Below are 10295 nucleotides of genomic sequence, written 5' to 3'. Positions count from 1 at the left end.
CAAAAATAGATACAAAACCCATCTTTAAAGCTATTTTTTAACCAAAAATCAGCACTATTGAGCCATATTTATCAATAAGGAAAATTCAAACAATCAAATATCAAGCGCGCTGGGAACTTTGGATTTGCTTAAAATCTGTATAAAAGCGCTATTGCTTGTTTTTTAGAAGGAAGACTTAAGAAAGGAATAAAAACGAAATTAATGCAAACAAGTACAAAAAAAGCCCCGCATAAAGCGAGGCTTGATTAAATTAGATAAGCAAATTAGAAGCTGATGCTATAACCTGCAAACAATTCGCGACCGATATGACCTGCATTGTACATTGGGTCATCAATCCATTTGCCTTTGCTATCTAGTAAAACACCCTTATCGAATAGGTTACGTGCACCTACTGTGAATGTACCGTAGCTCTCTGTGAAATATTTCACATTCAAGTTATGTGTCACATAAGTTGGTACGTCACCAGAGTATACGATGTAAGGATTGCCAGCTGGATCGACTTGAACAACATCGCTCTCATGAGTGCCGCCGATAACATCAGTTGTCCAGTTTACAGAGAAGCTATCTGCTGAGTAGTTAACTGAAAGCTGTGAACGCCAATCTGGCTGATCTGGAGCACCTTTTTGGTCGCTCGCAGGGCCAGAGAAGTAAATGTCTTCACCAACTTCTGTCAATAGCGTTGTTACATTCTTAAACTTAAACTCACCGATACGAGTGTCTAGGCTATATGACAAGTCAATGTCATAACCTTTACGCGACATGAATGAGCCATTTGCATATTGCGTGTGAGAGTAACCAGAAATTGCACCATTTTGAGCACGGTTTAACTTCACTTCTGGGAACTTAGTATAAATTTCATTTAAACCCGGGCCATTTTCAATATGTACAAGGTCTTGGATCGTGATTAGTGAAATTACATTGTCAATTTCAAGCTCAAAGTAATCAACCTTGATCGCTACATTTTCAAAACCAGAGTAAACAAAGCCTAGGTTAATATAAGTAGACTCTTCAGCACCTAGGTTTTCATTGCTCTTTCTAAGCTCATAGTATGCACTTTGTGGACAAGTTAGGTAAGCATTCGCAAGGTCATCTTTTGTATGGCCTTCAGGTAGGTCTTTTCTACATTTAACGTAGTCAGTTGTGCTCGGGCTACCTTCAGAATCTGCACCATATAGCTCTTTCAGAGTCGGAGCACGGAAACCTTCTGAGTATGAACCTCGAACTAATAGGTCATCAAATGGACGGTATTCGATTTTAACACTTGGGTTACCTACACTACCAAAGTCACTGTAATCGTCGTAACGGTAAGCCGCACTTACGATTAAGTTATCAAGTACTGGGAAAGCTACTTCATAGAATAGTGCCGTCACATCACGCTCACCTAGACCAGAAGCACCCGCGTTACCACCAACAAGTCCAGCATCACTTTGTGCATCAAACTTTGAGTCTAAAACTTCTTCGAAGTACTCACCGCCTACGTAGTGGCTGATCATACCGCCTTCAAGTTCACCAAACTCGAAACCAAGGCCTGCGAAGAAGTGATCTAGATCGCTTTGGCTTTCAACATACGTTGTCGCACGCATGTTGTTGATGCCTTCTTCAGAACCCATATCGATATCATATAGATTATTATATGCAAGACCTGAGTAGCTTAAGTAATAACGACCTGCAGTACGGTAGTCTAGACGCGCTTTGTGGTAAGACACTTCCCACTCTGCAGTATCACCAAACATACCTTTAAGACCTAGTAAGTAGTCTTGTTGATAGTCAGTTACTTCACCGTCACGGTTGCCAAGCTGGTACCAACGGAATAGACCATTTGCCTCTGCGTTTAGTGGGTTGTGCTCGTTGTCCGCTGGCATGTTTCTCCACATTGCAGCAGCAGGCGCATAACGACCAAACGAGTCATTACGGCTAAACATACCACGGGCATAAAGCTCGATATCATCAGTTAGTTCGTACGCAAGGCTCGTCATGATCGAGTCACGCTTTGTAGATGCCATATTCGCCGATACGTCAGCAAAGGCATAACCACATACTTCACCTTTGCCAATGCCGCCATAACCAGTACCTTGGTCAAGTACACCAACAAAACCAGGTACAGTGTTTTCTAGTTCTTTACACTTAAGTGACGCGTGATGGTTACCTTCTGCGTCTCGGATAGTTGCACCATAGATGCTAATACCTGTCGTTTCGTCACCAGCTGAAATTACGCCATCACCGTTTTTATCTTCCATCGTTGCTTTCGTGTAGTCACGATCGCGATCGAAGATAGCGCGACGCTCTTGGTGGTCATATACAAATGTAATGTTACCTTTGTCAGAGCTCACACCAAACGACAGTGACATTTGCTTAGTCTCACCGCCGTCAGCATCAGGGCGACCTACTTGAATGTCAAACGCTGCGCCTTCAAAGTCTTTCTTAAGAATAACGTTGATAACACCTGCAATCGCGTCAGAACCATAGACAGCTGATGCGCCATCTTTAAGAATTTCAATACGCTCAACTGCCGCCATTGGGATTGAGCTTAGGTTTGCACCACCTGCGTTTAGTGATGGAGAACCACCCAGACGCTTGCCATCTACCAACACTAGCGTACGACCTGCACCAGCACCTAAAAGACTAACAGTGCTTTGTGACTGACCACTGTTACCCGAACTTGGAGCAACAGAACCAAAGCTGTTAGATGTAACACTTTGTAGTGCTTCAGCAACAGATACACGACCTTGATTTTCGAAATCAGCTGTTGTGATTACTTCAACTGGGCTTGCACCTTCCATATCAACGCGCTTGATACGTGAGCCTGTGACTTCAATACGCTCTACTTTTTCTGCACCATCTGCCGCTACTGCATTGGCTGCAAATGCAGCTGAAGAAGCAGCACCCAATGCTAGTGCAATACGCACTGCCTTAGTTACTTTAGTGTTCAACATGTGATTCTCCCTGGGCCTACCTTGACTTGGTAAGCTTGAGTTTTATAAGTCTTTATTTCTGGCTCTAAGTGGCCGGTTTTGAAATTTCGGCAGGGATACTAATCGCCACGCATGTTAAACGTCAAACAAGCAGGAGTTAACACTCACTAACAAGATTTAAACAGCAAGAGCTCTATTTTTAATAATGTTTTGAAGTTAATAAACACTTACTCCCATATGAATTATTTTTTTAATTAATTTCACAGGTTGAACGTGCAATAAAAAAACAACTTTGGCTTGATACAAAAAAAGCAAGCGCGAATCACGTTAATAAAAATATTTTTACTTTTGGTTTGAATGCCTAATAATTAATCTGCAAAATCAAATCAATACAAATAATTTGCACAAGTCCGACTGGAAATTTACATCACTGCAAAAGCAATTTTATCGATTGACTAACTGTTGTGCGGTAAAATCTCGAATATTACAAAGCGATAAAAAATCGCTTCTTGAGATTTACAAATCAAGAGAGCGCTGCCCTGCCAAATTAATGGTATTGTCATCCACGTTTGGCAACATTTTATAGATTGGTAATATTTGCTTTTCTATATAGTGCGTATAATCAAGCAATTTAAGCTCTTTAATGTACAACTGCGGACCTGATTGGCTGATGAAATAAGCTATTTGGCTACCTTTACCAAGACCTTTGACATACCCTAGCCTCGTCGCCTCTTTCGCAGCTCGAACATGAGGTGGTATATTTTTGACATAGGCATCCAGTGGTTTGCCCAAACGTTTTTTGTAGATGAGCTTATCATCGACACGACCTGAGGTGATCAAAGCAATATAATGTTCGGTTACTTCTGTCACACTTTGACCATCAAATAATGCCCTAATCACCGCTTGCTGATATTCTTTTGAAATAGTCGTCCAGTCACTACGCACGGTTTCCATGCCTTTAAAAACGAGTTCATGCTCACCATTTTTTTCAATTTGACCCACATAGCGCTTTTTCGAGCCAGTCTCTTGACCACGAATCGTGGGCATAAAGAATGGGTGGTAATGCGTTTCAAACTCAATCTCCAAAAAGCTCTGTAAATGATATTTTTCGCTTAGCTCTTGTTCCCAGCGTGTATTTATCTCCTCCATCAAGTTTTTTCCCAAATCTAGGCAGGCATGGCGTGAAAATGTGTCTGGCGCCTTAACAAAAGTCGAATCCGTATCACCGTATATAACTTCGTAGCCCAAATCTTCGATCCAACGCCGTGTTGTTTGCATTATTTCATGACCGCGCATCGTAATTGAGCTAGACAGTCGAGGGTCATAAAAACGACATCCCTTAGAGCCAAGTACACCATATAAACTGTTCATAATAATCTTGATGGCCTGTTGCAACATATGCTCACCATCTTGTTTGGCACGATGACGGGCTGCCCAAAGTTGCTCGACCAATTCTGGCAAATGATGGTGTACTCGTGAAAACAGCCCTTTATTGAACCCTGGAATAGCATCGTGCGCGTTTCGGCCTCCTTCAATAAGCCCCATAGGGTCAATACAAAATGTGCGAATGATAGATGGATATAGGCTCTTAAAATCAAGTACTAAAACATTTTGGTAAAGCCCCGGCTTTGAATCCATAACATAGCCACCTGGGCTATCGAAACTCAAGCCATGCTCGCCGAGGTTTGGCGCAACATAACCGCTACGATGTAGTGAAGGTAAATATAGGTTAGTGAAAGCCGCGACAGATCCTCCCATGCGCTCAAGCTCTAGGCCCGTTAAACGCGTTCTAGCTATCGCAAAGTCCAGCAAAGACTGCTGTTGGAAAATATCCCATACAAGAATACAGTCTTCTAAATTGTATTTGGCTAGGCTGGGTTTATCTTCATGAAATTGCCTGACGATCTCTTCCAAACGATCATCTTGACCAATCAGCTTATCTCGGCCTAAAACTGACTTAGCAACAAAACTTAACTTAAAAGTTTCAAAGTGATATGTTGCATTTTTCATGGTATCAATACCATCGATAACCACCCGCCCGGGGATCAGCACTCGGGTGAAATTACCGCTTGATACTTGCATGGCATCACCATCACGGCCAATATTGAGAACAACACCTAGAGCCTGTGCTCGCTCGTGCAATACCACACAATCAAAATCAATGATATTCCAGCCAATCAGTACATCAGGGTTTAACTGATTGATAAGCACCTGTAGCGTATTCAGTAGCGATATTTCATCTTCGACCCAAATAATATTGATATCACTCGGTTCGGGATCTCCAATCATAATCACCACTTTTTCCGACTGCGTTACCAGGCCAACAGAAAATAAAACGCCATCTCCACTACACTCGATATCCAAAGACAACATATTTAACTGTGGAATAAAAGAAGGGTGTGCTTTTAATTTCGCATTGTGCAATTCAAGGTAGCCGTCACCTTGTTTTGATGCGCCGGTGACCCAGACGCTGCCTTTAATATAGCGCTCCATTAAATATCTATCGGCATGACGAATATCTTCTTCGTATAATGGCACATGACCATTTAATGTTTCTTTGGCTGAATAAAAGTCACTTAAACTTGAAAAATATAACGCTACGACTTGGGATTGGTCGAAATGTTTAAGAGGCACCTGAGCTAATTGAAATTGGCAATTAACCTGATTTAAGCGTTTTTTTACAATATCTTGGTGTATTTGTTTAACAAAAAACACACTTTTTTCATGTTCAACAAACGCCTTAATAGCACCCTGATGTGTCTTTAACCAATAACACAAGCGCGTCTTGCCTTTATATGAAGTTTGCTGCCGGGACAAAATAAAGCCCGGATATACTGCTTGTGCCAATTGTGAACCCCGCCTAAAATACACCCCTGTAATTATATCCATACTTTTTTGCTTAGGCGATCCACATGTTGTCAGACTCATTAAAAAAAACCGTACGTCATGCCCATCAGAATATCGCCCAGCAATTGACGGACTACCGCCCGCGCAGTAGCCAAAACTACCTTGTTGCAGAAATCGCCAAAACCCTTGCTGGCGAGTACCACAAATCACAACGCATATGCGTTATAGAAGCGGGTACGGGCACGGGAAAATCTCTCGCATACTGTCTAGGTGCATTGCCTTTAGCATTGGCAAAAAAGAAAAAGCTAGTCATATCTACGGCAACAGTTGCATTACAAGAGCAGCTAATCGAAAAAGAGTTGCCCTTTTTTAAAGAACACAGTGGTATCGACTTTAAATTCGATTTAGTCAAAGGCCGTCAACGTTATATCTGTGTGCAAAAGTTGATGGCAGCTGTGAACGAAGATGACACGCAAATGTCTTTGGTGCCGACTACTTCTTCACCGCTTACCGATATGGAGCAAAAATGCTTGCGCGAACTGGCCAATGCGTATCAAAACAAACAGTGGGCCGGAGACCGGGATAGCTGGGAAGACACTATCCCAGATAAAGTATGGAATCTGATTGCTTGCGACAAACACGCTTGTCAAAGACAAATGAAATCACACCATCTGTGTCCTTTTCACTTAGCACGACAAAAAATAGCGCAAATGGACGTACTGGTTATTAACCATGCTCTGCTATTGGCAGACCTCGAACTTGGTGGCGGTACTATATTACCTGAACCAGAAGACACTTTTTATGTCATTGATGAAGCGCATCACTTACCACATATCACCCGTGACTTTTCATCAGCAGCCGCGACCATCAAAGGCACCCTAGAGTGGCTTGAGAAACTACTCAAATTCAGTGGCAAAATGGCCAACACCATAGTGTCGCAAAAAGCCATCGGCCAAAACTTTAAACTTAACGATGCAGCCAATGATGCGGGCAAGTTTCTCAGAATCGTGCGTGATAGTTTGGATCAGGCTAATTTTGAATACAACGACAATGACACCTATCGATTTGTTCATGGCGACGTGCCAGAGTCGCTAACAACACAAGCCAAAGATATCGCAGATGCCACGCTAGATGCGCTAAGAGCATTAAACAAGATGCATGATGCACTCACGACAGATGTATCCGATGGCGATGTGCAACCATTTTTAGCGGATCCTCTTTTAGTCGAAAGTGGGCTATACATTAATCGACTAGAGCAACTCAACAAGTTATGGTTTAGCTATGCCGCCAAGGGGGAAAGTACCCCGCATGCGCGCTGGATAAAAAGGATGGAATACAAAAACCATCACGACTACTTATTATGTGATTGCCCTATTGAAGTTGGGTTTTATTTAAAAGACAAACTTTGGCGAGAGTGCGCTGGTGCCGTGTTATGTTCAGCGACCTTAACCGCACTTGGCAGCTTTGATCACTTCTCTAAAGAGAGCGGTTTAATTGGTGAGGATGGGGCCAAATTTATCAAAGCAGATTCTCCATTTGCGTATCAACAGCAAGCGACGTTACATCTACCCAAAACCACAGTCGAACCCACTGACAAAACATTTAGTGACTTTTTGGCCGAGGCCTTACCTGAGTATTTGGATAAAAAGAAAGCAAATTTAGTGCTATTTGCCTCCTACTGGCAAATGGACCATGTTGTTTCTGCCCTACGTAAGCAAAAACTTAATATCTTAGTGCAGGGTGAAATGTCTCGAGAAGCCCTCCTTAGCCGCCATAAAGCCGCAATAGATTTAGGTGCCGGAAGTATTTTATTTGGTACACAAAGCCTCTCAGAAGGGCTAGATTTGCCTGGAAAATACCTTGAAAATCTAATAATTACTAAAATACCATTCGCAGTACCGACTTCGCCAGTCGAAGAGGCACAAGCTGAATTTATTCAATCAAAAGGTGGAAATCCGTTTTTATCTATTACTGTACCGGATGCTGCAAAGAAATTAGTGCAAAGCTGTGGTAGACTTCTGCGCAAGGAAACTGATTCTGGTCGCATCACGATACTTGATAGGCGTCTCGTAACCAAACGTTACGGAAAAGCCATGCTAGACACGCTGCCACCCTTTGCAAGACAAATAGATTAATAATGCTTGAACTCGCTTTTGACCCGCTAACTTGGGCACTTTTATGTGCGGTTGCTTTGGCAGCTGGATTTATCGATGCTGTCGCCGGTGGCGGTGGCATGTTGACTGTACCTGCATTGTTAACAGCAGGGCTACCGCCTCATGTTACATTGGGAACTAATAAGTTAGCAGCCAGCTTTGGCTCACTGACAGCGAGCTTCACCTACTATAAAAAACAGCTATTTAACCCAAGATTTTGGGCAGCTTCCACACTCGCCACAGCCATCGGCGCAATCCTCGGCACGCTACTTGTAGACAAACTAAGTATCGAAGTACTCAATAAGCTACTGCCCATAATCATCATCGTGGTCGCACTCTACAGTTTATTTGGTAGCCTAAGTTCTACGGAATTAAACACACTACCCAAGAAGACCCCAGCTCTGAAAATTAAACAGTGGTTGCAAGGCCTGTCTCTTGGCTTTTTCGATGGCCTAGCAGGCCCGGGGACGGGCACTTTTTGGACCGCATCCAACAGCTTACTGTATAAAATGAGTTTGTTGCTAAATTGTGGCCTAGCGCGTTCAATGAACTTTGTATCGAATTTTATTTCGCTCATCACGTTTGTTGCACTTGGCCATGTAAACTTTTTACTTGGCGTTACCATGGGAGCTTTTTTAATGCTTGGTGCATGGATAGGTGCTCATTCAGCAATAAAATTTGGCAGTAAGCTAATTAAACCTATCTTTAATACTGTGGTCATAGTCTTAGCAGGCAAGTTAATATTTGAGGCATATGTGTCATGAGCCAGGCTTTTCTAAAGCTCAAAAGTAAACTTGAACAGCTTGCTACTCAGGCTCATCAGTTTGACAAAGCAAAATGGTTTGACAAAAACCGTTACATACAGAATCAACCTAGTTTGTTTGACAGTCATTTATTCCACACCAAAAGCTTGCTACTCACCGATTATGTCGATGAAATACAACAGGCACTCAAACACTTACCGCCAGAGCAAAATCGTCATGCATACCAATTTGCTGTTGAACAAATTGGCGAGCAGATGCAGGCCATCATCAAGGTATTAAAATCGACTCCTGTATGGGCAAAAGAAAATAAGCTCAGTCAACCGAAAAAAGCCAAGGTTTACAAAAAGGCTGTACAGCGGATCATGCAATCCTCCCACGAACTGTACCAAGAGCTATCTCAAAACCATGAGTTTGAACGTCGATTACAGGAAATGATAGATATTCGTCGTGCCCAACTGGACGGTGCTAACGCAGAGCAAAATACCAAACTGAATGCCGAAATTTTAGCGTTGCACACGCGTTTAGGGCGTTGTCGTAAAGCAATATCAGCGACAGAAGAAAAAATCCAACAATTAGAAAAGCAAGGCAATCGCTGACATGCTGTTTTACGACCCGGTTTATAGTAGCTTAGAACTGCCATCTCGACACCGATTCCCTATCAGCAAATACCACAAACTCAAAACTCGCTTAGCTAATTCAGAGCTAGAGTCTCATATTAAACCTGTACCGCAGCCTGCTTCCCATCAGCAGCTAAGCCGTTGCCATAGCCAAGAATATATCGAGGCATTTTGCCATGGCACGATGACAAGCACCGAAATAAAACGTATGGGGTTTCCCTGGTCAAAACAACTCGTTAAACGCACATTAACCTCTGTTGGAGCCAGCATCGCAGCGGCAAATCATGCTCTACAACATGGCTTTTCAGCCAATTTGGCGGGCGGTTATCATCACGCATTTGGTGACAAGGCCAGCGGATTTTGTATTTTTAATGATTTAGCCATCGCCGCCTGTGAACTCCTTGAAACAGGCCGAGTCGACTCTGTGTTGATCCTAGATTGCGATGTGCACCAAGGCGACGGTACAGCCTCAATTCTGCAATCACAGGCCAATATTGTGACCTGTTCACTACACTGTGAACAAAACTTTCCAAGACTAAAAGAATCCTCTGACTATGACTTTGCACTGCCGTCAGGAACTCAAGATAGCGACTATTTAACCACGCTCAAGCAAGCAATGGATTTGTGTGTGCGTATACACCAGCCCGATATCATCTTATACAATGCCGGAGCGGATATTTTTGACAAAGATGAACTCGGTTATTTTAATATTTCAATGCAAGGCGTTTTCAACCGCGAAGCGTTTATTTTGGACTATTGTTATGAACACCAGATCCCGCTAATGTGTGCACTAGGCGGCGGTTATCAACGCAATACAGATGAATTGGTCACTGTCCATCAGCAACTTTTTAATGCTTTAACAGCATCCCCATATATATCATGCAAAAATTGATGTCCTAAACATCGACTCTATTTAAGGCGAATTTAACCGACTTGGTAAGTCGCGTACTCAACTATTATGATATAGACTTTAAATGATACAAAGGGGGAGTACGAAGGAGT

At 42.7% G+C, this 10295-nt stretch carries 6 protein-coding genes; 4 read left to right on the top strand and 2 right to left on the bottom strand.

Annotated elements, in window-relative coordinates:
* Positions 1-263: 263 nt before the first annotated feature.
* Together N483_RS23555 and N483_RS23550 are read right to left on the bottom strand one after the other, a co-directional pair.
* Complete coding sequence (locus N483_RS23555) at positions 264-2933, bottom strand: TonB-dependent receptor plug domain-containing protein (protein ID WP_023397001.1); 2670 nt, start codon at positions 2931-2933, stop codon at positions 264-266.
* A gap of 495 nt (positions 2934-3428) precedes the next feature.
* Positions 3429-5801 carry a DNA polymerase II gene (locus N483_RS23550; RefSeq protein ID WP_023397002.1) on the bottom strand — a complete coding sequence of 791 codons (2373 nt, stop codon included), beginning with the start codon at positions 5799-5801 and terminating at the stop codon, positions 3429-3431.
* A 23-nt stretch (positions 5802-5824) separates the two neighbouring features.
* Between N483_RS23550 and dinG the strand changes: the two genes are divergently transcribed.
* From dinG to N483_RS23530, 4 genes are read left to right on the top strand one after another with little or no spacing between them, the layout of a single operon-like run.
* On the top strand, positions 5825-7894 hold the full coding sequence (gene dinG, locus N483_RS23545) for an ATP-dependent DNA helicase DinG (RefSeq protein ID WP_023397003.1): 2070 nt from the start codon (positions 5825-5827) through the stop codon (positions 7892-7894).
* Between the two features lie 2 nt (positions 7895-7896).
* The gene (locus tag N483_RS23540; RefSeq protein ID WP_023397004.1) at positions 7897-8676 is read left to right on the top strand and encodes a sulfite exporter TauE/SafE family protein; all 780 of its coding nucleotides are present in this window, start codon (positions 7897-7899) and stop codon (positions 8674-8676) included.
* Complete coding sequence (locus N483_RS23535; protein ID WP_023397005.1) at positions 8673-9272, top strand: primosomal replication protein; 600 nt, start codon at positions 8673-8675, stop codon at positions 9270-9272. Before N483_RS23540 ends, N483_RS23535 begins: the two co-directional genes overlap by 4 nt.
* A gap of 1 nt (position 9273) precedes the next feature.
* Positions 9274-10185, top strand: coding sequence for a histone deacetylase (locus tag N483_RS23530; protein WP_023397006.1), 912 nt, complete (start codon positions 9274-9276; stop codon positions 10183-10185).
* Positions 10186-10295: the final 110 nt, after the last annotated feature.

Origin of the sequence: Pseudoalteromonas luteoviolacea NCIMB 1944 (assembly GCF_001625565.1) — a bacterium.
GTDB lineage: Bacteria > Pseudomonadota > Gammaproteobacteria > Enterobacterales > Alteromonadaceae > Pseudoalteromonas > Pseudoalteromonas luteoviolacea_F.
The sequence above is the reverse complement of the archived record's forward strand: the minus strand, read 5'-3'. Positions and strand labels throughout refer to the sequence as shown.